A 22,167-nucleotide genomic window follows, 5' to 3' on the forward strand; every position below is an offset into this window, starting at 1 on the left:
CCGGAGCTTAACCATGACGCGCGGCAAATCGATAACAATGTTCGAAAACGACAAAGGGGCGGCCGCCTTTTCGACGACCGCCCCTGATTGCCCAGGCTTTAGAAGCCTATTTGTTGGCCAGGGCCGCCTGGGCGGCCGCAAGACGGGCGATCGGCACGCGATAGGGCGAGCACGACACATAATCGAGGCCCACGCTTTCGCAGAAGGTGATCGAGGCGGGGTCACCGCCGTGCTCGCCGCAGATGCCCAGCTTGACGTCCGGACGGGCCGCGCGGCCGCGCTCGGCGGCGATGCGGATCAAGTCGCCGACGCCTTCCTGGTCGAGGCTGACGAAGGGGTCCTTGTCGAAAATGCCCTTGTCGATATAGGCGCCCAGGAACTTGCCGGCATCGTCGCGGCTGATGCCGAAAGTGGTCTGGGTCAGGTCGTTGGTGCCGAAGCTGAAGAACTCGGCATTGGCGGCCAGATCGCCGGCCCGCAGGGCGGCGCGGGGCAGCTCGATCATGGTGCCGACCGTGTACTCGATCGCGATGCCCTGCTCTTCCAGCACCGCCTTGGCCGTGCGGTCGGTCAGGTCACGCAGGTACTTCATCTCTTCGCCCTTGGCGACCAGCGGGTGCATGATCTCGGGGATCGGAGCCGCCTTGCCGGACTTGGCGATGTCGCAGGCCGCCTCGATGATGGCCCGGACCTGCATTTCGTAGATCTCGGGATAGGAGACGCCCAGGCGGCAGCCGCGATGGCCCAGCATGGGGTTGGTCTCATGCAGTTCCTTGGCGCGTCGCAGCAGCTTGCCGGCATCCAGGCCGGTGGCCTGCGCCACGGCGGCGACGTCTTCCTCGGTGTGAGGCAGGAACTCATGCAGCGGCGGGTCGAGCAGACGGATCGTGACCGGCAGGCCTTCCATGATCGTGAACAGCTCGACGAAGTCCGCCTTCTGGAACGGCGCGATCTTGGCCAGGGCCGCGCGGCGGCCCTTCTCGTCATCCGCCAGGATCATTTCGCGCACGGCAGCGATCCGGGTGTCGTCGAAGAACATGTGCTCGGTACGGCAGAGACCGATGCCCTCCGCCCCGAAACCCCGGGCGGTCTTGGCGTCCAGCGGCGTCTCGGCATTGGCCCGCACCTTCAGGCGACGGACCTCGTCGGCCCAGCCCATCAGGGTGGCGAAGTCGCCGGTCAGTTCCGGTTCGATCATCTTGGGCGAGCCCATCAGGATCTCGCCGGTCGAGCCGTCGATGGTGATGATCTCGCCGGCCTTGAACTCACGGCCGCGCACCCGGAACAGGCCTTCCTTGGGGAAGATCGACACGTCACCGGCCCCTGAAACGCAGGGCCGACCCATGCCGCGCGCCACAACGGCCGCGTGGCTGGTCATGCCGCCGCGGGCGGTGATGATGCCCCGCGCCGCATGCATGCCGTGAATGTCTTCCGGGCTGGTTTCTTCGCGCACCAGGATCACGGCTTCGCCGGCGGCAGAGGCCTTTTCGGCGGCGTCGCTGTCGAAGACGATCTTGCCGGTGGCCGCGCCGGGCGAGGCCGGCAGGCCGGTGGCGATCACGTCCCGCTGGGCCGAAGGATCGATGGTCGGGTGCAGCAGCTGGTCGAGAGACGCCGGTTCAACCCGGTTGATGGCCTCGGTCTTGGAGATCACGCCCTCGGCGGCCATATCGACGGCGATCTTCAGAGCCGCCTTGGCCGTGCGTTTGCCGTTACGGGTCTGCAGCATGTAGAGCTTGCCCTGCTCTACCGTGAACTCGATGTCCTGCATGTCGCGATAGTGACGCTCGAGCGTCTCGACCACTGACTTGAACTGGGCGAACACCACCGGCATCGCCTCTTCCATCGAAGGCACCGTGTCGCCCATCTCTTCGCGGGCGATCTTGGTCAGGGACTGCGGCGTGCGGATGCCCGCGACCACGTCCTCGCCCTGGGCGTTGATCAGGAACTCGCCATAGAGGCGGTTGTCGCCATTGGAGGGATTGCGGGTAAAGGCGACACCGGTCGCCGAGGTCTCACCCATATTGCCGAACACCATCGACTGGATGTTCACGGCCGTACCCCAGGCTTCGGGGATGTCGTGCATGCGGCGATAGAACTTGGCCCGGTCGTTCATCCAGCTGGCGAAGACGGCACCGACGGCACCCCACAGCTGCTCCTGGGCATCCTGCGGGAACGGACGCCCCAGCTGCTCCAGTACGGCGGCCTTGTAGTCCTTGATCACCCCGGCCCAGTCGTCAGCCGAAAGGCCGGTATCGACATGGATGTCCAGGCGATCCTTGTGATCGTCGAGGATCTCTTCGAACATGTGGTGCTCCAGATCGAGCACGACGTTCGAGTACATCTGGATGAAGCGGCGATAGCTGTCATAGGCAAAGCGGCGGTCGCCCGACAGGCGGGCCAGGCCTTCGACGGTCTCGTCGTTGAGGCCCAGGTTCAGGACGGTGTCCATCATGCCCGGCATCGAGGCCCGGGCGCCAGAGCGCACCGAAACCAGCAGAGGATTGGCGACATTGCCAAACAGCTTGCCGGTGATCTTCTCGATCGTGGCGAGGCCGTCGGAGACCTGCTGCGCCAGCTCGGCCGGATACTGCTTGCCGTTGGCATAGTAGTGCACGCAGGCCTCGGTCGTGACCGTGAAGCCAGGCGGCACGGGCAGGCCCAGGGAGGACATCTCGGCCAGGTTGGCACCCTTGCCCCCCAGCAGATTCTTCATCGAGGCGTCGCCATCAGCGCCGCCCCCTCCGAACGAATAGACCCAACGTGACTTGGTCAGCGTCTCAACCGGCATAATCGAATTCACCCTGCGATAAGTGAAACAGGCCGCGACCTTCTGGGTGGTCGTCTTGCCTTGGGACATTGCGTGCAATGGTGATCCCGCACTGCAATATCCGGGGCGTTCACTAGCACTTTGGTCAAGAACGCGTCCACCGGCGCTTTGCGTTCCGGGATAAACTCCCGAAATTCGGCAAATATTTCCAATGACAACGTTGTCTTGACTGAGATTTCACGGAACGCGACGGAATCGTGATCCGGGAAACTCTCTCCGCATCCGAATTAATCCCGTCCTCCCGCGCATTTTCGGGAGGACGGTGAACTTTAACCCGCAACCAGCGAGAAGTCCGCGACCTGGCCCATGGCGTCGCGCACGGCGGCCAGGGTCTTGAGTCGGTTGTCGCGCTCTGCGGCGACCTCGGAATTGACGAACACGCCGTCGAGGAAGGCGTCGACCGGACCCCGCAAACCGGCCAGTTCGGTCATGGCCGCCGTGAAGTCTTCCCGGGCCAGGGCCTCGGCCAGGGGCTTTTCCAGCAGGCGCAGGGCATCATGCAACTGCACTTCCGGCGCCGAGGCGTCATCCAGCAGGTCGCGCTCGCCCTCGGCCTTCCAGCCCTTCTTCTCCTCGGCCTTGAGGATGTTGGAGGCGCGCTTGTAGCCGGCCATCAGGGTCTTGCCGTCGTCGGTCTTCAGGAAGGCGTCCAGCGCCTCGACCCGGGCGACAATGCGCACGAGGTCGTCGTCGCCCAGGGCGAACACGGCGTCGACGAGGTCGTGGCGCTTGCCCTGGTCCTTCAGCGCAACCTTCAGGCGGTCGGCAAAAAAGGCCAGCAGATCTGCCTGGCCAAATTTCGCCAGCGACAGACGCAGGTTGTTCTCCAGGATTGTCCGGATAACCCCCAACGCCGCCCGCCTCAGCGCGTAGGGGTCCTTCGACCCCGTCGGCTTCTCGTCGATCGCGAAGAACCCGACCAGCGTGTCCAGCTTGTCGGCCAGGGCCACCGCCACGCTCAGAGGCGCGGTCGGGACGGCGTCGGCCGGGCCTTGCGGCTTGTAGTGGTCGCGGATGGCGTCGGCGATCTCGGGGTCCATCTGGCCTTCGCGGGCGTAGTAGCCGCCCATCAGGCCCTGGAGTTCCGGGAACTCGCCAACCATCAGCGAGCTCAGATCAGCCTTGGCCAGGCGCGCGGCGGTGCCCGCTTTTTCCACATCGGCGCCGACCAGCGGCGCGATCTCGCGGGCCAGGGCCTCAATGCGCTTCACCCGCTCGGCCATGGTCCCTAGCTTGGCGTGGAAGGTGACGCCGTTCAGCTTCTCGAGCCATTCCTCGAAATTGCCGGCCTTGCGGTCCTCGTCCCAGAAGAAGCGGGCGTCGGACAGGCGGGCCGACAGCACCTTGGCATTGCCGGCGGCGATGACCTTGGCGCCGTCGGCGGCGGCGATATTGGCGATGGTGATGAAGTGCGGGGCCAGGCCCTCACGGGCCGGATCGCGGACGGCGAAATACTTCTGGTGCGTCCGCATCGAGGTGCGGATCGCTTCAGCCGGCAGGTCCAGGAACGACGGATCCATGTCGCCCAGCACTGGCGTCGGCCATTCGGCGAGGCCCGCGACTTCCTCCAGCAGGCCCAGGTCTTCGACCAGTTCCAGATTGCGGGCAAAGCACAGGGTCTTGCAGCCCTCGAGAATGCGCGCCTTGCGCTCCTCGACGTCCAGCACGACGAAGTGGTCGTTCAGGCCCTTGGCGTATTCGTCGAAGTCGCGAACGCGAAACGGCTGGGCGTCACCCATGAACCGGTGGCCCTCGGAGATGTCACCGCTCTCGATGCCCTCAATGCTGAACGGCACGACCTCGCGATCGAAGACGCACAGGATGCGCTTCAGCGGTCGCACCCAGCGCAGCTTGCAGGTGCCCCAGGTCATCGACTTGGGCCAGGCGAAGCCGCGCACGATGGCTTCCACCATCTCGGCGATGATTTCGGTCGTCGGGCGGCCGGTCTTCTCGATGAAGGCCATATACACGCCGTCGCGCTCGACCAGCTGGTCCTGGGTCAGGCCCGCCTTGCGCAGGAAGCCTTCCATGGCCTGGGGCGGGGCACCGACGCGGGGGCCCTTCAGCTCTTCCTTGCGGTCGGCCTGGGCGATGGGCAGGCCCTCGACCACCAGGGTCAGGCGGCGCGGACCGGCGAAGGTCTTCAGGGCCTCGGGCAGGAAGCCGGCGGCGGCCAGGTGCTCGCGCGCCATGCGTTCCAGGTCGCGGGCCGCATTGGCCTGCATGCGCGCCGGGATTTCTTCGGAGAACAGTTCGAGGAGAAGTTGGGGCATCTGACTTACGCGGCTTCCTGCTGCTTCACCCACTCGGAGGCGCACATCTTACAAAGGTCGCGGATGCGTCCGATGTAGCTGGCGCGCTCGGCGACGGCGATCGCGCCGCGGGCGTTCATCAGGTTGAAAAGGTGGCTGGCCTTGAGGACCATGTCGTAGGCGGGCAGGACAAGCGCCTTGCCCTGGTATTCCCGGGCCAGCATCAGCGGAACCTGACGCTCCATGTCCTCGAACTGGCCTTTCAGCACGGCCACGTCATAGCCGTGGAAATTGGCTTCCGAGTGCTGGCGCTCGTTCTCCAGGAACACGTCGCCATAGGTCATGGCCCCCAGCGGCGAGTCCGGGTCGTTGAACGGCAGATCATAGACGTTGTCGACGCCGAACACGTACATCGCCAGGCGTTCCAGGCCATAGGTCAGCTCGCCGGCCACCGGCGAGACATCCAGGCCGCCCACCTGCTGGAAGTAGGTGTACTGGCTGACTTCCATGCCGTCGCACCAGACTTCCCAGCCCAGGCCCCAGGCACCGACGGTGGGGTTTTCCCAGTCGTCCTCGACGAAGCGGATGTCGTGCAGGCGCAGGTCCAGGCCGATGGCTTCCAGCGAGCCCAGATACAGGTCCTGCATGTTGGGCGGGTTGGGCTTCAGGATCACCTGGTACTGGTAATAGTGCTGCAGGCGGTTGGGGTTCTCGCCATAGCGGCCATCGCCCGGACGGCGGGAGGGCTGCACATAGGCGGCGTTCCAGGGCTTGGGACCGAGGGCCCGCAGCACCGTGGCCGGATGCAGGGTCCCTGCCCCCACCTCGATGTCGTGCGGCTGCAGGATCGCGCAGCCATGTTCGCTCCAATAGTTATGGAGCGTCAGGATCAGGGCTTGAAACGAGGTGGGCTTGGGGCGCGACATCAGTGTCCGAACAGGGCCAGAAAAAAGTCGGCGGACCATAGGTCCAGCGATGGATTGCGTTAAGGGATTAATTTGGCTCAGCCATTTGGAACCTTGCTAGATCGAGCCCTAAAGAACACCCTAAAAGTTGGCGCTGGAAAGGAACGAACAGCAAGCTGCCAGGCCGCTTTCCAAGCCTCCAACCAGGATGGATGCACTGAATTTCGGGGGCCTGACTACACCGTCCCCACCCTCCGTCCAACAGCCCCGTGATGCCTTTCTTGTGTTGCCGGGCCAAGCAGCACAGCCAACTGCCGCCCTGCTTGCGATGAAGCCACCCCCAGGGCGTATCGACTGAGCTCTACGGCAACTGGAAAAGGTAGGGCCTCGAAACAGGTTCTGGGGCGTTCGCGAGGCGGACTGACCACCAAGATCCGCGTGACAACGGCGACCCTGCAAATGGGGATGGCCAGATTGTTCCGGACGTCGGACCATCCCGGCCCCTGCGGCGTAAGTTTCTGAAACGACTTCTCCGGTGTTCAACCGCATGATTTTCAAATTCGCCCCGATTGCGGCCTTCTTGATGCTGGTGGGACTCGCGGGCGCGCCGAGGGCCGCGCCAAGATGCGACGCGATCGCCAAACTCCATCATTCGATGTTTCAACAGATTGATCCGGCCACCGTCGAGGCTGCTCGCAAGCGCCTTAAGGCCGGAAGTGAGCCCGATCTCGGCGACGCTGATGTCGTGATCCGCTTCTTTGCTCCGCCAGGGTTCGGCGGGGACATTTCGACCTGGACGACGGCGCGGCGTGTTAACGGCACCTGGCATTTTGTGCGGGACGATTATTCCAGAATCCCGCATCCGCCGCCGCCACCGCCACCGCCAGCGGACCTAACGGAGCCGATTTGGGACATGAGGCGGGGGGGGTGGTCGGCCACAATTTCATCGCCTGCAGGGCCGGCTGGAGCCTGGTCTCGCCGCCGTGCTTGAAGCCGCGCTGGGTGACCCTTGCCTGTCCCGGGAACCTGACCTTGGACCTGCAGTGCTGCGACTTCGGAGCGGCAAGAAAGAACCCTGTTTCGACGGTGCGCCATTCTACCTGCAGATAGAAACGGCGCAGGGTGTCCGGACCATGGTCCACATCTGCCAGACACGCTGGCTGGCGGGATCCATCATGCGGGCGCTTGAGGTCCCGAAGGGCGTGCCGGACGAGGTCTCGCGTTCAACCGAGTTTTCCCCGCCGGAATACTTCGATGAAGCCGGCCAGAGGGTCACAGATCCGTCCCAGATCCGGACGACGCCATTGCGCCTAAAGGTTTCAGGGGATTATGCCGGGCGGGCGATGACAATCATGATCGCAGAAAGACGGTTGTACGAGAGCGCCACTGACGCGAAGCCGCCCCCCTCTGGCTGGTTACTCTATCCCCCCATCAATCCGCCGCCGGGATCGATGCTGGTCACTATCGAAGGCTGCGATGCGCCGGCAGCCCTGGATGTCCCGGACGCTGACGCCATGATCGCCATCGACCAGTGCCGAGTAGAGTTGAACCGTGATGCCCAGCCTTGATCCATTCCCTGTCACCGCTCGGTGGTCCTCGGCCCTGACGCGGATTTGTCTCTCCACGGTGTTGGCCGTTCTCGTCGTCGGCCTGGGCGGCGCCCGAACCGGGGCTGAAGCGGCCACGCTGGAGCCGATGACCCTGCCCGGGATGTGCCTTTCCATGAGCGGTGAGGACGGCCAAGCGGAAAGCCGGGAATGCGACGGCGGTCCGACACAGGACCTGATCTTCCCGATTGGGACTGGCCCCATCGGGCATGCCGGTCGATGCCTCGCCCCGCGCGACGGCGGGCTCTATCCCGAACTGTTCGCGACGGACTGCAACGGCTCGCCCGGACAGACCTGGTCCATGGCCCCCGGTGGTGAAGTCCGCAACGCCGCCGGCCAGTGTCTGGCCGTGCTCGGGCTTTCCAGCCGTTCGGGTGAACGGATCTATGCCGGTTCCTGCTCCACCGTGTCGGGTCCGCAGCGCTGGCGCAAACAGGTCTCATCACCGCCATATCGCAACGCCGTAGGAGGTCTGGAAACCGCCGGACACAGCGGGGAGTGCCTCGCCTGGATCGAAGCTGGATCCTTTATCGGACTGGCCGCATGTGATGACAGCGCAAGTCAGCGATTCAGCCGTCGTCAGGACAGCTTCGGCCATTGGCGAAGCAAGGGCGGATGCCTGACAGGGTCGGGTCTCGGTGAGGTTCTGACGATCGGGGCATGCGGATCCGGGAGAGCCATGATGTGGCTGTTCAGGCCGGACGGTCGGCTTGTGGACGGCTTTGGGCAGTGCGCTGAAGCGCGTGACGAGCACGGGCGCATCGTCGTTCGCATGACCGCCTGCGGCACCGCCCCCCAACAGGCCTGGTCACTCCGGACCAGCGGGTGATGGCATCAACCGGGATGTGACTCACCGGCTACCGCTGTTGGCCCTTTTGGACCTGAGGACGGCGACTGATCCAGTGATCGGCGACCGGGGATCCTACCGGGTCAGTCCCGGCGGCTACGAGGGAACCAGGATGCGCTTGCGTCGTCCAGCCAGTCCTGTAGGCCATCGGGGGCATTTGAGCGACACCAGGTTCCTTCTGGCGCATCATAGTTGGGTGGCCAGTAGGCGAAAGGCAGTCGATAACTCCCGCCCGCCTGATAGCCCGGATCGCTGATACTGACGATCAACAGCTTGTCGCGCGGCTCGACGATCTGGTTCACCGTCTGCACATAGTAGTTGGAGCCGGCGGGTAGGCCCTGTGGCTTCGGACGGATACAAAACGGTGTGTCCGTCAGGTTCTCGATGTAGATAACGACCGCCCACCCGTCACCGCCGTTGACCGTCGCATGCGCCGCGCTCTGCCGAAGGCCTCGGAATTCGCCATCCGAGGATGCAGCGTACCACATATTGGTGTCGATTGAAAAACCTCTGGTTGTACCCCTGTCGGCCATGCCCTTCCGGATCGCGTCGGCAGCGACGTTTTGGGCGGAGGCTGGCGAGGCGGCGGCCAGCGCCAGGCCGAGGCCGGTGACAGCCAGTCGGAGACAGTTGAACGATTTCACCGGAGAGTCCTTGTCCTTCCTGGGCGCCGTTTGGCGATGGTGGTGGTTCCACCAGTCCGAAGCGGCCGGCGCGGTGAGGCCCCAGTGTCGGTCTGCAGAGCCTCCGTTCGCATCCCCATTTGTACGGTCTTCATTGCTCTGCGGGCCGGCTGCGCTTCACCCGATCAGGTGAAGGGATGCGCGCCGGTTCCTGCTCGACCGTGGCGGGTCTGCAGGGATGGCACACACAGGTCTCATCTCCGACCCGGCGCTGAACCATCAGAGGCCTTGAAGCGGCTGGACCTAGCGGGGAGCGCCTGGCCGGGGAGGCCCGGATCAGCCTGAAATCGACCTATACTCTTGACGCTGGCTTGCGGGCAACAGGCTACAGTCTGCTCCAGGCAACGCGATATATGGCCGGGTCAGAGCCGCTGAGGGCGTTTATCTGGCAGAACCAGACGGGCGTGAAGCCGAACCTGTTCTGTGGCGTCGGATAGACGCAGCTGCTCAGTTCCAGGTCTCCCGTTCACAGTTTTGGCGGAACTGCGCCGAAGGCTGGCGCTCGGTTGGAGGGTGCCCCTTACTGCCGGGTTGGCTCAAGTCTGGAGTTGTGGGTCTGCCTGTCCACAAGCTAGGAAAAGCGACCGAGCCACGATCCCAGCCCCGTCAGAGTTAGACTAGATGAGCAGAGTGCCAGGGGCGGATGCCTTGTGTGCCGGGCGCTGGTGGCCTGATCGCCATCCAGACGACTTGTCCTTCCCGATGCAAGATCGAATGCTTGGAGAGCGCCTGCGGCATTGCTTGTCAGCAGCCGCCTGGCTTCGCGGATGACGACCGTTTCGGCAGCTCTCACCCAGATCGGCCTTTTGCTCTCGGACGGTTCGATCCTCGATGATGACGACGGATTCCTGGCCGCGATCAGGCCTTTGGATCGCGCGAACCTTGTCGAGTTGGCCCGCACAAGTCCGGGTGTCACATCTTATGAGGTCGTCGACAGCGGTGGCGGCGCAGCTGTCGTGGTCGCCGTGGGTTCGCTCGAACAGGCTCGGACCTGGCAGGTGCGCGACCTGGCGGTGTCGGCCTCCGCCTCAAAGAACGCTGTCGCCGTTTGCCGTCTTTCGCAGCTGGGTGTGCAGCGACGGATCTACGCATTCGGAGAGGCCTTCGGTCTGTCGCCGGCGGTGATGCGAGTTCTGGTCGCGCTTTATGAAAACTGTGACGTCAAGGATGCCGCCGCCGCTGCGGGCGTCAGCTTCAATACGGCGCGGGGATATCTGAGCGAGGCGCGCGCCACGGTGTGGGCACCTAACCTGCCACGACTGATCACCTGGGCGGGAGTGGGATCCGTCGGCGCGGACTCAAGCGGTGAAAGTGATCACCCTGCCGCCGAGTTGTTTTCGTTATCCGAACGTCAGCGTCAGCTGGCCGGCTTGATTGCCGATGGATCCAGCCGCATCGCGGCCGCCCTGACCCTCGGCGTATCCGATGCAGTCGCCAAAAAGGAGCTGGCCGCAGTCTACGCGGCGACTGGCGTAACGAACGCAACGGGGCTTGCCCGGATTTTTGCCGATCTGCGGGGCTTGGCGATCGTGACCCGGTCCCACAACGGGCCGTCGGAACCCCATCCGCCGCCGCCAAGCCGCAGCCTGATTCTAACCGACAGCGATGGGCGCCGTATCGCTGTCAGTGACTATGGCCCGAGGGGCGGCAAGCCGATCCTGGTTCTGCACAACACGATGAACTGCCGGGGTGTCGACCGCTCTCTGGTCAGTGCCCTGCAAGCCAGTGGCTATCGTCCGATCTCCAATGATCGCCCAGGCTACGGGGACACCGACCCGCCACCTCAGCACTGCCATGGACAGGCTTATCTTGATGTCTGCGTGGAGGACATCGCCCTGATCTGCGAGGAAATGCGCTGGAGCCAGATTTCGGTCATTGCGCATGGGCCCGTCCACGTCGCGCTGGCCCTCTATCGTGCAAAACCTGATTTGATCGAGGGGATTGTCATAGACGCACCCGAGCCGGATTCTGCGTACGGCTCGGCTCCGGGCGGGATGCTCAGCGAACTGAAGAGGCAGTTCGCTCGGCGACCTTGGGCGGTCGCATCCGTGGTCAGGATTCTGGGCGCGCTCGCCAGCTTTGAGCGCGTCTCATCATTCATGCGCGATTGGACCGCGAAAAGTCCCTCTGACCGTGCGGCGATGAGCGACCCTGCCCTGATGATGGATTTCTATCGGAAGCTCCTTCCATTCCGAAAGGGCAGGATCGACGGCTTTGTTCGCGAGCAGGTGTTCCAAGCGACCATGGGAAAGCCGCCGACCATCCCGGGAACATCAAGCATCACACTCGTCATTGGCCAGACCGATTTCATGCACGATGCCGACGAAAACCTTGCTTACTGGAATGAGGTCCTGCCCGACGCGCGCCTTGTGAAGGTCAGCGATGCGGGGCGTTTCATTTCCTATTCTCATCCTGAGCGGCTGGTTTCAGAACTGGGGAGACTATCTTAGTTCACGGCCGCCAAGGCCTGGGCCACGTGGTCAAAGCCCTCGGCTGAAAGCGCCTTGAACGTCAAAGGGTCCAATGCCCACCAGCGGCCGTCTGATGAGCGGCCAGCAAACCGAACCGAAGACAGACTGTCGCAAGTCCATGCCTGACCGGGTGCCTCGGAGGGTTCCCGCACGATCTTCGACCACTTCCGGTTTGGAAGCTGTTCTGCGCCTATAAGGGCAACGGCCATGGCCTCACGGCACCGCCGTTCCGAGGTCAGGTCCACACTGGCAATTGCCTTGTCGCCCATTTGCGGGCCGACGCTCCCATCGCTCAGCAGGGGAGCTGCGATCGAAGGTGCACCGACATATGATCGCTTCCAGAGCACAGCCGAGACATCTGCTCCGTCCAGGTGCAGGGGCACAAGCGCACTGAACTCCGTTACTTGGGCACTGCCCGATGGTAGCTTGACCAGCGTTACACCCCGGTTGCTCGCAAAGGCCACGGCCTGATCGCCGGCGAACGCCCACTCGGTGTCTGAGGGCAGATATCCTGCCTTTGGGTAGATCAGTCCGCCCGCCGTATCCTGAAGCCGCCACCCCAGTCCGGGCGCGCAGCGCAGGTAGGCGTCCGGCGCACCACCCCTGGAGACAATTTCACAGTCCTCAGTGAGCTGAAGTGTGTAGCCCTCGGGCGCGTAGGGCGCTCGGATTGTCTGGGCGACGCGAGGCTCTGCGACGGCTTGCAGCGAAAGGCTCAAGACAAGGCACGGCCCTAGCAGCCATGCACGCCATTCACTGCGGTCGAGCTGACGGTGGGGTCCGGTATCAGAATTCATCGCGCTCACCGCTAATCTCCATCTGTTTCTTGTCAGCGACCTCGCCAACATTGACCATCAAAAAATGGAGAGTTTCAGCATCGATGCTGTCATCTATCTTGACGATGAAACAGAGATAATTGTCCAAAATTGCCCAATAACCAAGCGATGCCCCACCGTTGTTTTCCAGCAATCGTAGCGCCGATGGACCGCCCAATTTGTCATTACCGATTTGAGCTACAGGGGACCATATCGTGCGAATATTGATCCCCAATAATGGCTTTGTTTCTCTATTTATAAAAACTTGCTGCCCGCGACCTTTCGTCGATGTTTTGAATGCCGCGCGTATGTTTTCATGATCATCGACATCGAATATGACGCCGCGTTCCTTCAGCTTGGCGCCGGCCGTATCAATTTGTGCGCTGGCTACGCTTGCCCATACCAATGCTATAGCGATCCCGCCAGCATAGGCATGTTGCAAGACTTTGGACGGTGCCTTCAGGCTCCCGCGCTCTGCAAAGATCGGCGAGGCTGCCCGCGCAAGGCGGCATAAGAAGCTGATCATGAGCTCACCTCCGGGGGCCTTGTTTGTGCGGCAGGGCCAAATGGGTGGTCATCCCCAAATGTAGGGGCCGGACACAGTTTCACGTCACATCAGGTATCCCCACACGGGCAAAAGTCCCGGGGTATCTGAGCTGACGGAAAGTTCCCCAATGCCGGTAGCCCTACAAATGGGGCTACCAGCCGGATCGACCCTGGCGAAAACTGGCGGATGAAAGCCGCGCGCCGTGGTCATGTTAGCCCTGGTTGCGGCCCCCTGGAGGGTGCTGAACACATGAAAATCATCCCTGGCCGGATGGGCTTTTTGGCCCTTGGTCTGCTGGCGTCGGGAGCGGTCCTTTCTGCGTCATACGCCGCTGAGGTTCAGCGTGTATTTCAACTCAAGGCCGACGGATTTGCGAGTGTTGCCAGTGAGTTGTCGCTAAGGCAGACCTTGGACAAAAAGGCTCGCGGCAATTGCCAGATGGCACTGGCCCGCGACGGCTACACACTTGGAGAGGTCAGTTGTTCCGTCGTGGAAAGCGGCCCTCTCAAAGCCAGGACCCAGGAGCGCGTGTGTAAAGCCACAGCCACCTGCACAGGCGAGTATGCACCGCCGGACTGGCACCCTGCCGAAGCGTCTCAGCGATAGAGCTGAGCCGGCGATCAGCACCGGCCGCGTTCGATCCCTGTATGTCCTAGGATCCTCAGTCGATGTCATGGGCGGAACGAATGGTGTTTTCACATCGACACACTCTGAGCTGCATGGACCAGTAGTGCGCTGAAAGGCCGGGCCAACATGATGATACTCCGTCGGCTTCTTTCCCTCGTGATGGCGGCGGGATTGGTGTCCTTCTCGATGCCGACGATCGCGCACGCCGCAGACTGGAAGGCGGCCAGATGCGCGCCCTACGCTTCCGGCGGGCACAGTCTGGGCCTTGAGCGCAAACCCGCTCGCCCCGGCACTTCTTTGCGGGTCTCGGTCACACAGTCGGCCAGACCCGGCGTGGTCGAGCGCATTCCCGGTGTGTGCTTGACGCACTGGAAAGTGTCAGACCCTCGATCAGGGAGGTTCATCGCCAACAATTTGACGCTCCTGGTTCGGCGTGGGGCCGTACCCGGACGGGTGGTGACGCTATCGGTTCGAGTGCGCGGCCTGACCACGCCGGTCGAGACTTCATTTAGGGTGGCTGAGGCTAATGAAGTCTCACTCGTTGGCTTCTACAGTCAGATCGAAGTGCGTGGATGCCAGACCGAAACAGGGGCGGTGCCTGTGAACGTAGGCGAACTGTCCTTCGACGACGCCGGGCGCTTCAGTGTCACCTGGCAGCCGTTCGAGAGCTACAAGGACTACTGGGGCCACTACGCCTACGACCCGGCCACGGCAAGGATCGTGTTGAAGGTCGAGGGCGGTAACAGCCTGCCGGGCAATGGGCGTTGGGAAGGACGGGTGGCATTGACGGCCGATGGAGGCCTGATCTTTGATCAGGTGGCCTTCGGATCAGCCGACGGCGCGCCGTTCATCGGGTCGTGTCGTACCGAATTCAGGCGTCACGGCTGATGAGCGTGATGCCCGCGCCGTAGTATTTAACTTTGAAATTGCAATATAAAACCGAACTGAAAATCCAACGCCTAAACATACGATACCCCCATTTTGCCATCTATAGCATAGCCGCTATTCACCCGAGGACCCGAGATGGTTTTGCGCATCACAACGCTGGCCTTGATCGCGTGGGGTACTGCGCTGGGGTGCGGGGTCGCGGCCGCCGCAGCGACGCCTTTGCAAGACGCAATCCGCGCCTTCGACACAGGGGATGCTGTAGCCCTCGTCGCGGCGCTGCATGATCCACAACTTTCGGTCAGCCTGGATGCAGAAACGGGGCGCTCGATCTATGCGGGCCTTGGCGAAGCCCTGCTGCGGGCGAGCCGGCCAGCCGAGGCCGCGACGGCCTATGCCAAGGCGCTCGAAGGTGTCGATGACGGCGACACTGATGCGGTTGAGGTGCGCCGCGCCTATGCCCACCTGATTTTCGACACCAATCGCCGTGAGGCTCTTCGCCAGCTGAGCATCGCCCTGGGCGCTCTCGAAGCAGCAGGTGTCTCTGAGGAAGACCGCGCCGAGTTGGGTCGTGATTTACGGGTGCGCGCCATTCTTTCCGGCTTTCCCGCCGATTGGCGCCATGCTGGCTGGATTGCCCCGCTGAACGGGAGTGCGGCAGGCGCAGCAGCGCCGCGAGGGGGCGTCGCCAGTGCGGCTCCCGTCGAGAGCGCCTTCACCCTGGTGGACGTCTTCTACGCGACCACTCGAAAGGCCACTGGTTCGAAACTCCCCACCGCCTTCTACGGGGGGCAGCCGGGTCAGATCTCTTATGGCAAGGCAGTGGTCAGTGTACCGCGGGATCGTTCCCCCGGAGAGTTGCCGACTCCCCAGGCCTGGGCATTCGAGTTTCGGCCTGATCCGGCCCGGCATTTCGTCCTCAATCGTGTGGAGCGATACGGAACCCGCCAGCAATTCTTAGACAACGTGACCGGCCGCATGTCCAAGTCCCGTCTGCGCGAAGTGTTGGTCTTCATCCACGGCTTCAATATGAGTTTTGAGAACGGCGCCGAGCGCACGGCGCAGCTTGCGGTCGACTTGGGCCTGGACGGCGCGCCCATTCTCTATTCCTGGCCCTCGAAGTCATCGCTGATGGGCTACATGTCCGACGCAGCCACGGCCGAGGATTCAACCCGTATCGCCGAACTGGCGCAGTTCCTCGCCGACGTTGCCGCCCGCACCGGCGCGACGCGGGTCAATGTCGTGGCCCACTCCATGGGTAATCGCTATCTCATACGGGCACTGAACACGTTGGCCGCTGGGGGGGCGAAACAGGTTTTCGGCGAGGTGGTATTCGCGGCCCCCGATGTCGGCGTCGACGAATTCAAAGCCGTCTGGCCTACAATCCGTCAGGTCGCCCGCCGGACCACGGTCTATGCCTCCGGGCGCGACAAGGCCCTGGCCCTGTCGAGTCGTATCAACAACATGCCGCGGGCAGGAGATGCTCATGTCCCTCTGCTCCTCAGCGGTCTGCAAACGATAGACACCACAGCCGCCAGCGGTGGCCTGTTGGGCCATGACGACTTTTCTGGCACGGCATTGGATGACTTCCGGGCCGTGATCTGGCTCAGTCTCGCGCCAGAGCAGCGGTGTGTCCTAAGCAACGACGCGTCCAAGTCGCTCTGGCGGTTCGCGGCCGGCTGCCCGGAGAGCGATTTCCGCCAGGCAACGACCCTGATCCGGACGACTGGCTCGGTCGCGACCGCCCAGGCCAAGGTTCAGCGCGCTCTGGTCCGTGCCGCCGGCGCAGAGGCCGAGCGCCTTCGCCGGGTGTTGGATTTGCTGAAGGGCATCGACCCCGGCAGAAAGAGCCGGGGCCGGTGAGGACTCTCCCACAAAAGAGGAAGATATGGGCGAGCGACGGGCTGCACGGCGCGTGCCGTTGCGCTTAGCGTCTCCGGCTGAAAAGCGACCCTGAAGAGAATTCACAAATGAGCCTACTCAGGCTTTGCACCGCCGCTCACTCAGCCGCTAAAACCCTCACCTATACAATGAATTATCCAATGCAACGCTCCTAACTTTATCCCTATTTCCTCATGGGGCCGGCGTTCCGTAGGGTCCGCCGAACGGTGCTTCAAACGATGCTGACGTACTCGCCAAATGGTTAATTGCCCCTTGGGGCCGAACCCTTGCCCGCATTAGACAGGGGCTTGCCAAACAGGGCTCGGTTCGCTGGCGTATCGGCGATGGGCGCATTGGAAACCACGTTCGGATCGCCGGCCTTCAAAGTCGCCTGGACCTCCGGTGACTGCGACGACATCGGCACGACGCCGGCGGTGTCGGTTCCCAGCATGGAGGCCGACGGCGGCAGCTCCGGACCCGGCGCTACCATCCCCGGCGGGACGATTTCGGCCGGAAGGATCACAGGGTTGACCGACTGAAAGGGTGCCACCCGCTGAACGATTGGCTCAACGGGGGCATCGAGGCTCATGTCGGTGGTCTGGGCCAGGGCAGCGCCTGACAACAGGGCCGTGGCGGCAGCGGTGGCTAACAGACGGGACGTCGTCATCAAGGATCTCCTCGTGTTCCAGGCCTGAACTACGCCCGGAACCGCCGTCGGTTGCCCGCCCTCACAGCCTCGTGACCCCGGCGAGCACGTCGGGTCGCGGCGGGCGAGCCGGTGATGGGCGGAGAAGCCGTCCAACCGGCAGGGTCACGCTGCCCGCCCCCCGCAGCCGAACCCGACGAACCGCCATTTTTTGACGCACCCGGACGGTCGATTGCCTGCTTTTTGTGCGGCGCACCCAATTCCTTTCCCAAACCTTGCCGCGCGACCGCCCCTGACCGACCCCGACCGATAGCTTGAAGCACGCCGGGGAAAACGATGCAGCGCGTCAGGGCAGCGTCGGCGGTGATCATCCGGGCCAATGAGCCCGGTAACCAAGCAAGGGGAGCCCGCAATATCGGCGGGCCGGAGCAAGGCGGATGAAACTGATCATAGCGGTCGTCAAACCTTTCAAGCTCGACGAGGTCCGTGAGGCGCTTGTCGCCGCTGGCGTCGAGGGGCTGACGGTGTCGGAAGTCAAGGGTTACGGCCGCCAGAAGGGCCAGACCGAAATCTACCGGGGCGCGGAGTACCAAGTGAACTTCGTTCCCAAGGTGAAACTGGAAGCGGTCGTGGACGATGCGTCTGCGGCCAAGGCGGTCGAGGCCGTGAAGGCTGCGGCCGCCACAGGCAAGATCGGCGACGGCAAGATCTTCGTTCTGAACGTTGAAGACGCCGTGCGCATCCGGACCGGTGAAACCGGCCCGGCCGCTCTTTAGTGCCATCGGGAACAGGGGATAACCGACGATGAAATTGACCTTCAAACCGCTGGCGGGGCTTATGCTCGCCGCGACACTGGCCGGAGCCCCGATGGGGGCCGTGGCCTTCGCCCAGGAGGCCGCGCCTGCGGCAGCCGCAGCGGCGCCAGCCGAGGCCGCCCCTGCACCAGAAGCCGCTCCGGCAGCCGCGCCTGCTGAAGCTGCGCCTGCGGCCGCGGCACCCACCCCTGACAAGGGCGACAATGCCTGGATGCTGACCTCGACGGTTCTGGTCCTGCTGATGATCCTGCCCGGTCTGGCCCTGTTCTACGGCGGCCTGGTTCGCTCCAAGAACATGCTGTCGGTGATGATGCAGGTCTCGACCGTCGCCATCATCGGCTTCGTCGCCTGGGTGCTGTGGGGCTACAGCTTCGCCTTCACCGACGGCGGCAGCTGGGACAGCTATGTCGGCGGCCTGAGCCGGCTGTTCCTGAAGGATGTGACCCCGGCGAGCAATGTCGCGACGTTCTCCACCGGCGTCGTGATCCCGGAACTGACCTTCATCTCGTTCCAGGCGACCTTCGCTGCCATCACCGCCGCTCTGGTCATCGGTTCGCTGGTCGAGCGCATGAAGTTCGCGGCCATCGTCGCCTTCGCGGTGCTGTGGCCGCTGCTGTCCTACTATCCGATCGCCCACATGGTCTGGTGGTGGCCTGGTCCGGACGCCATCGCCGGTGATCCGACCGCCCCCGTCAAGGCGGGCCTGATCTGGAGCTTCGGTGCCCTCGACTTCGCCGGCGGCACCGTGGTCCACATCAACGCCGGTATCGCGGCTCTGGTCGGTGCCATCATCCTGGGCAAGCGTCAGGGCTACGGAAAAGAGCCTATGCCGCCGCACTCCCTGACCCTGACCCTCGTGGGTGCCGGTCTGCTGTGGGTGGGCTGGTTCGGCTTCAACGCTGGCTCCAACCTAGAATCCAACGGCTACGCCTCGCTGGCGATGATCAACACCTTCGTCGCCACCGCCGCCGCCGGTCTGTCCTGGATCCTGGTGGAATGGGTCACCCGCAAGAAGCCTTCGGCCCTCGGTCTGGCTTCGGGCGTGGTCGCCGGCCTGGTCGCCGTCACCCCGGCCGCCGGTTTCGCCGGTCCGATGGGCGCGGTGATCCTGGGTCTGGTGGTCTCGCCGCTCTGCATCTTCTTCTGCTCGGTCGTGAAGAACGCGCTGAAGTATGACGACAGCCTGGACGCCTTCGGCATTCACGGCGTCGGCGGCATCGTCGGTGCCTTGGCTACTGGCCTGCTGGTCAACCCCGCCTGGGGCGGCGCCGGCATCGTCGACTACACCACCTGTGCCAAGGACGGCGACATCTCGACCTGCGATGCTCTGGCCTCGTACGAGCCGATCGCCCAGCTGCTGATCCAGGCCAAGGCCGTGGGTGTGACGGTTCTCTGGTCGGCCATCGCCTCGGCCATCGTCTTCTTCGCGATCAAGCTCATCATCGGTCTCCGCGCTGCGCCGGACGCTGAAGAAGAAGGTCTGGACATCGCCGAACACGGCGAGCGCGCCTATCACAGCTAGGCTTCGGTCCAGCTGAAAAGGCGAAGGGCGCGGGGCCTGGCTCCGCGCCCTTTCTTTTATCTGCCAGGCCAGACGATCAGGGGGCCACGGGGATCCGGCGGGCTTTGAGGATCGGCACGGCCGGTTCCAGGATCTGCCCCTTCATGACCGGGTTCACCGCCACGCCCGGTGTCGGCAGGTTGATGATCTTATGGACCACGTCCATGCCTTCGACGACCTTGCCGAACGCGGCGAAGCCCGCATTGTCGCCCGGGGCGGCCGGATCGGCATCCAGATAGGGCGCATCACCCACGCAGATGAAAAAATCAGAGGTTGCAGTGCCCGGGGCATTGCGAGCGATCGAGACGACGCCATCGGTGTGCTTGATGCCGGTCTGGGTCGTGGGCTCGTGGGCAATGGGCTTCAGAACCCGCGCCGGATCACCCTGCAACCCGCCCTGGATCAGGCCGTAATCAACCGGTCCAGGTGATCGTGACGCCCGGAAGAAGGTGGCACCGTCATAGCGCTTCTGGTCGACATAGCGCAGGACGTTAGCCGTCGTGATCGGGGCCTTGTCGACATAGAGCTCGATGACGATCACGCCCTGCCCCGTCTCCAGATTGACCCGGACGGTCGCAGGCGCGGTCGGTGCGGCGACCTGCGGGCCTTGGGCCAGGGCCGGTGCGGCGACCAGGGTCAGGGCTATGGCGATCAGATCGCGGCGATGCATGGACACTCCTCAGGGCAGGCAATCACGGAACCGACCAGCATTCCTTTTTGCTGGCAAGTGGATTGCCAATCGGAAAGGCCTATCGCATGCACCTTGCACACGCTTGATGAACGCCACCCGGGATTGCCGTGAAGATCGCATTTATTGATACCTCAGGCCTGACCTACACGCCGGAGACTCCCTTTCTGCAGCCGCTGGGCGGCACGCAGTCGGCGGCCTGTTTTCTGTCGAGTGCCTTGGCGGCCCAAGGCCACAAGGTCAGCCTGCTGTCCCCTGGCGCGCCCGAGGCCTTGGTGATGGGCGTGCGGTGCGCGGGTTTCGATTTTGGAACCGCCGCTGCCGAGCTGAACGATCATGACGCCGTCATCGTGCTGACGACACCGATCGCGGCTCGCCTGCGGCAGGCGGGCGTCACTGCGCCCCTGCTCAACTGGCAGCACAAGGCTGTCGGCAGCAATGGTGCGGCACCATTTGCTGAGCCGGACGAGCGTGCGGCCTGGACCTCGACCATCTTTGTCAGCGCCTATCAGCGCGACACTTTCGCCAGCAAATGGGGCATGACCGGCGAGGTTATCGGCAATGCGATAAACCCGACCCTGGCGCGTACCCTGCGAACAGCGCCCAGCTTCGTCGAGCGCGGCGAGGATCCGGTCCTGTTCTATGCCAGCGCCCCGGGCCGCGGTCTCGACTTCCTCCTGATGTCGTTCCCGACCATCCGGAAGGCCCTGCCCAACGTGCGTCTGAAGATCTTTTCCGACCAGGCGATGTACCAGATACGGCCAGAGAACGACGAATTCTCGGTCTATTACGAAGTGGCCCGCAGCCTCCCCGGCATCGACTATGTCGGCGGGATCTCGCAATCGAGGCTGGCCGAAGAGATGCTATCGGCCGACATCTGGGCCTATCCGACAACCTTTATTGAGACGTCCTGTATCGTGATGATGGAGGGCGCAGCGGCGGGGTGCATGCTGGTGGGTTCGGACATCGGGGCCCTGCGCGAAACCTCCGGACGGTTCGGGCGGCTCGCGCCCCTGACAAACTCCCGATCCGGCTGGTCTGGAGCCTTTGCCCGCAACATCGTCCAGGAAGTCCAGCGCGCCCGGCAGGATCCCGCGGCCTACGGGCAATTCATCGACGACCAGATGGCCTGGTTCCGGACCCAGTGTGACTGGAATCGTCGCGCTGAGCAGTGGTCCGCCTTGATCCAGGAACTGGCTCCAGTCTCGGCCAACCAGCGTCCCTAGGACAGCCCCCCTCCCAGCCGACAGCGCCTGATCCACCAGCCGGGCCGCAGAGTCTCCAGCCTCTCGGCGAGGCCCTCGGCTTCGATATCGCTGACGCAGAGGGCAAAGCAGGTCGCACCCGATCCGGACATCCGGGCCATCAGGGTCTCGGGCTCGTCCCGCAGAACCTCCAGAACCTCACCGATCAGGGGCTCGAGCGCGATTGCCGGGGCTTCGAGGTCATTGCGGGTCGCAGCGACCAGCCACGCGGCAACTTCCTCGGCGCTCTCAAAGGCCTCTGGCATCCAGGGCCTTGCCTCCCCTGCCGGCGCGATGGCGGCATCATAGGCGCGATAGACCGCACCCGTCGGTGATGGCACCAGCGGATTGACCAGAACGGCATTCAGAGGCGGCAAGCCCGGCGCAGCTGTCAGACGCTCGCCTCGCCCCTCGGCCATGACCGGTCGCCCCCAGAGACAGGCCGCGCCGTCGGCTCCAAGGCTGGCCGCCATCGCTTCAAGAGCCGCGTCAGAGCATTGCGGGATCAGTGCGTCCCGCAACAGGCGCAGGGCGGCCCCGGCATCGCTCGAACCACCACCAAGGCCGGCTGCGATCGGCAGGCGCTTGTCGAGCATCAATCGGAAAGGCGGCAAGGGCCCCGCCGCTGCGGCATGAAAAACGCGCGCCGCCCTCAGGACCAGATTGTCCTCACCCGCAGGAATGGCTGCACCAAAGGGACCCGTCGTTTCGAAGCCAGGGGCGTCACTAGCCTGCAAGGACACCTCATCGCCAAGGTCAGCAAAGACCATCAGGCTCGAGATCGGATGATAGCCCTCGGCATCCGGACCGCCGACGTGCAGGAACAGATTGACCTTGGCCGGAGCAAAGGCGGAAAGGCGCAT

The 22,167-nt window shown here is 63.7% G+C and carries 18 protein-coding genes; 9 read left to right on the forward strand and 9 right to left on the reverse strand.

The annotated features are described in order from the left end of the window. Positions 1-106 precede the first annotated feature (106 nt). The 3 genes from ppdK to AQ619_RS09280 all read right to left on the reverse strand — a co-directional run bounded on the left by ppdK (position 107) and on the right by AQ619_RS09280 (position 6,008). The gene (ppdK, locus tag AQ619_RS09270) at positions 107-2,791 is read right to left on the reverse strand and encodes a pyruvate, phosphate dikinase (protein ID WP_062151485.1); all 2,685 of its coding nucleotides are present in this window, start codon (positions 2,789-2,791) and stop codon (positions 107-109) included. A 308-nt stretch (positions 2,792-3,099) separates the two neighbouring features. Then, entirely contained in the window at positions 3,100-5,103 is a 2,004-nt protein-coding gene (glyS, locus tag AQ619_RS09275) for a glycine--tRNA ligase subunit beta (protein WP_062146605.1), read from the reverse strand. A gap of 5 nt (positions 5,104-5,108) precedes the next feature. Next, on the reverse strand, positions 5,109-6,008 hold the full coding sequence (locus AQ619_RS09280) for a glycine--tRNA ligase subunit alpha (RefSeq protein ID WP_062146607.1): 900 nt from the start codon (positions 6,006-6,008) through the stop codon (positions 5,109-5,111). A 962-nt stretch (positions 6,009-6,970) separates the two neighbouring features. On the opposite strand from AQ619_RS09280, the gene AQ619_RS09285 reads away from it, so the two are divergent. Both AQ619_RS09285 and AQ619_RS09290 read left to right on the forward strand, forming a co-directional pair. Beyond that, complete coding sequence (locus AQ619_RS09285) at positions 6,971-7,555, forward strand: hypothetical protein (RefSeq protein WP_166504198.1); 585 nt, start codon at positions 6,971-6,973, stop codon at positions 7,553-7,555. 58 nt (positions 7,556-7,613) lie between these two features. Beyond that, positions 7,614-8,423, forward strand: a complete 810-nt coding sequence (locus AQ619_RS09290) for a ricin-type beta-trefoil lectin domain protein (RefSeq protein ID WP_166504199.1) — start codon at positions 7,614-7,616, stop codon at positions 8,421-8,423. Between the two features lie 101 nt (positions 8,424-8,524). On the opposite strand, the gene AQ619_RS09295 is transcribed toward AQ619_RS09290, so the two are convergent. Further along, positions 8,525-9,085, reverse strand: a complete 561-nt coding sequence (locus AQ619_RS09295; RefSeq protein ID WP_062146614.1) for a hypothetical protein — start codon at positions 9,083-9,085, stop codon at positions 8,525-8,527. An 806-nt stretch (positions 9,086-9,891) separates the two neighbouring features. Here AQ619_RS09295 and AQ619_RS09300 point away from each other — a divergent pair. Then, on the forward strand, positions 9,892-11,574 hold the full coding sequence (locus AQ619_RS09300) for a bifunctional helix-turn-helix transcriptional regulator/alpha/beta hydrolase (protein ID WP_166504200.1): 1,683 nt from the start codon (positions 9,892-9,894) through the stop codon (positions 11,572-11,574). Here AQ619_RS09300 and AQ619_RS09305 read toward each other — a convergent pair. Together AQ619_RS09305 and AQ619_RS19050 are read right to left on the reverse strand one after the other, a co-directional pair. Further along, positions 11,571-12,314 (reverse strand): hypothetical protein, encoded by a 744-nt coding sequence (locus AQ619_RS09305; RefSeq protein WP_062146618.1) that lies wholly within the window; start codon positions 12,312-12,314, stop codon positions 11,571-11,573. The two genes, AQ619_RS09300 and AQ619_RS09305, sit on opposite strands and share 4 nt — an antisense overlap. Positions 12,315-12,381: 67 nt before the next feature. Beyond that, positions 12,382-12,936 carry a hypothetical protein gene (locus AQ619_RS19050; RefSeq protein ID WP_166504202.1) on the reverse strand — a complete coding sequence of 185 codons (555 nt, stop codon included), beginning with the start codon at positions 12,934-12,936 and terminating at the stop codon, positions 12,382-12,384. A gap of 270 nt (positions 12,937-13,206) precedes the next feature. Here AQ619_RS19050 and AQ619_RS09310 point away from each other — a divergent pair, with 270 nt between their 5' ends. The 3 genes from AQ619_RS09310 to AQ619_RS09320 all read left to right on the forward strand — a co-directional run bounded on the left by AQ619_RS09310 (position 13,207) and on the right by AQ619_RS09320 (position 16,332). Beyond that, the gene (locus tag AQ619_RS09310) at positions 13,207-13,563 is read left to right on the forward strand and encodes a hypothetical protein (RefSeq protein ID WP_062146620.1); all 357 of its coding nucleotides are present in this window, start codon (positions 13,207-13,209) and stop codon (positions 13,561-13,563) included. Positions 13,564-14,184: 621 nt separating this feature from the next. Then, the gene (locus tag AQ619_RS19055; RefSeq protein ID WP_166504203.1) at positions 14,185-14,472 is read left to right on the forward strand and encodes a hypothetical protein; all 288 of its coding nucleotides are present in this window, start codon (positions 14,185-14,187) and stop codon (positions 14,470-14,472) included. Between the two features lie 135 nt (positions 14,473-14,607). Beyond that, positions 14,608-16,332, forward strand: a complete 1,725-nt coding sequence (locus AQ619_RS09320; protein WP_084745886.1) for an alpha/beta hydrolase — start codon at positions 14,608-14,610, stop codon at positions 16,330-16,332. Between the two features lie 280 nt (positions 16,333-16,612). Here AQ619_RS09320 and AQ619_RS09325 read toward each other — a convergent pair whose 3' ends face one another. Beyond that, positions 16,613-17,017 (reverse strand): hypothetical protein, encoded by a 405-nt coding sequence (locus AQ619_RS09325; RefSeq protein WP_062146626.1) that lies wholly within the window; start codon positions 17,015-17,017, stop codon positions 16,613-16,615. A 416-nt stretch (positions 17,018-17,433) separates the two neighbouring features. Between AQ619_RS09325 and AQ619_RS09330 the strand changes: the two genes are divergently transcribed. Together AQ619_RS09330 and AQ619_RS09335 are read left to right on the forward strand one after the other, a co-directional pair. Then, positions 17,434-17,772 (forward strand): P-II family nitrogen regulator, encoded by a 339-nt coding sequence (locus tag AQ619_RS09330; protein ID WP_062146628.1) that lies wholly within the window; start codon positions 17,434-17,436, stop codon positions 17,770-17,772. A gap of 28 nt (positions 17,773-17,800) precedes the next feature. Beyond that, positions 17,801-19,333 carry an ammonium transporter gene (locus AQ619_RS09335; RefSeq protein ID WP_062146630.1) on the forward strand — a complete coding sequence of 511 codons (1,533 nt, stop codon included), beginning with the start codon at positions 17,801-17,803 and terminating at the stop codon, positions 19,331-19,333. Positions 19,334-19,409: 76 nt separating this feature from the next. Here AQ619_RS09335 and AQ619_RS09340 read toward each other — a convergent pair whose 3' ends face one another. Next, the gene (locus AQ619_RS09340) at positions 19,410-20,042 is read right to left on the reverse strand and encodes a peptidylprolyl isomerase (RefSeq protein ID WP_062146632.1); all 633 of its coding nucleotides are present in this window, start codon (positions 20,040-20,042) and stop codon (positions 19,410-19,412) included. Positions 20,043-20,170: 128 nt separating this feature from the next. Here AQ619_RS09340 and AQ619_RS09345 point away from each other — a divergent pair, with 128 nt between their 5' ends. Next, entirely contained in the window at positions 20,171-21,286 is a 1,116-nt protein-coding gene (locus AQ619_RS09345) for a glycosyltransferase family 4 protein (protein ID WP_062146634.1), read from the forward strand. Here the strand turns inward: AQ619_RS09345 and AQ619_RS09350 are convergent. Then, complete coding sequence (locus AQ619_RS09350) at positions 21,283-22,167, reverse strand: 4-(cytidine 5'-diphospho)-2-C-methyl-D-erythritol kinase (RefSeq protein WP_062146636.1); 885 nt, start codon at positions 22,165-22,167, stop codon at positions 21,283-21,285. The two genes, AQ619_RS09345 and AQ619_RS09350, sit on opposite strands and share 4 nt — an antisense overlap.

Source organism: Caulobacter henricii (genome assembly GCF_001414055.1).
Taxonomy (GTDB): Bacteria; Pseudomonadota; Alphaproteobacteria; order Caulobacterales; family Caulobacteraceae; genus Caulobacter; species Caulobacter henricii.